This window comes from Acinetobacter sp. ANC_7655 (genome assembly GCF_056784015.1).
Genome location: NZ_JBWYJB010000027.1, coordinates 1 through 1,520 on the forward strand (window position 1 = coordinate 1; position 1,520 = coordinate 1,520).

The 1,520-nt window shown below is 34.7% G+C and carries 1 protein-coding gene; it reads left to right on the forward strand.

Going from position 1 to position 1,520, the window contains the following annotated elements; genetic code table 11:
- On the forward strand, window positions 1–1,520 hold a 1,520-nt coding region (locus tag AC1M9N_RS14435), incomplete at both ends, for an Ig-like domain-containing protein (RefSeq protein WP_481954966.1).

The window sequence follows — 1,520 nt, forward strand, 5'->3', positions numbered from 1 at the left end:
CAGCAGTTGCTAGTGAAGATGGTAGCTACAGCGTGGTTCTAGATAAAGTCTATAGTAATGGTGAGAAGTTAGAAGTTATTGCAGCTGACAAGGTTGGAAATAATTTATCTAAGGTAATCTATGCCCCCATTCCTAATTTAGAAAATGGCAATACTCATTTTGAGTTGATTGAGAAATTCGTTGAGATAACTAGGGATGAACACCAGAGTGTTAATATAGGTTCCTATTATCAAAATATTTCAAAACAAACATTTGAAATTGATATTGATGGCTCAAATGGTTCAATTCAACTGCGTTTGGAAAACTATACTGGCAATTTAAATGCTTCCTATAGTTACACTATTCAAGGAAGTGGAATTCATTCAACTCAAAATAAAAGTTTTGGAATATCAACTAATAATAGACCGATTATTGAAACTATCAGTTTAGGTAGTGGTTTATCTAGTGGTAAATATACAGTGACTTTACAAGTCAACGCTCCATCTACTTCTATTTATATAGATGTTAATCAAAACATTACACTACGTGAGCAAGTTTTTAATGGCTATGAAATGGTAAGTGGATCTGTTTTTGATGCTGATGGTGGAGGTAAATCACCAGAAAGTTATATTCTAAAAGTAGGTGATCAAGAAATCCGAGTTGAAAATGGTAAGGGCAATGTTGAATCCATTACCTACAAAACAGAACATGGTTCTATTACATTAAATGTTGATGGTTCTTACACATATCAGTCAGGATGGTCTGAATCTGGTTTCAATGCGAAAGGGCTAAATGATCAACTCAATATTGAAATTATCAGTATAGATGGTCAAACCCAAAGCGATTATATGATTTATATCACTACGGATATTACACCACCAGTAGCAGGTGAATTGATTTTTACTGATTTAGATGATTCTGGTATCTCGGAGATTGATGGTATCACGAATGATTCATCATTTGATTTGGCGATTCAAGGCAATGAGCTAAATAGTATAGTCGAGTATCAGTATTCAACAGATAGAGGTGTAACTTGGAGTAAATTTGATTATTGGGGGGATGGATTTAATTTCTTAGATGAAGGTACATATAGCTTTAGAGCGAAAGTGACCGATTTTGTAGGGAATGAAAGCTATACAGATACGAAAATCATTACAGTTGATAGGACTGCACCTGAGTTGCAATCTGTATTTAGCTATAATACAAAAAATGACCAAGTTAGTTTTAATGCACCAGCAGATGAATATGAAATTTACAAATGGGTAAATGATGAATGGCAGGCTGTGGAGCTGAATAATACGGTAGGTTGGGATTCAACTAAATATAAAGTTGTTGCAACTGATGTTGCAGGAAATACAGCGGAGAAAATCTTTAATATTGGTGAAGTTCCTGGAACCTATAAACCTGACTCTTCGATGGATGAAAATATTATAAAAGGTACAGAAGGAAGCGATTATCTCTATGGGGGTGATGGAGATGATTTACTTATTGCTCAATATGGAGGGGATAAGTTAGAGGGTGGTAAAGGCAACGATACATTA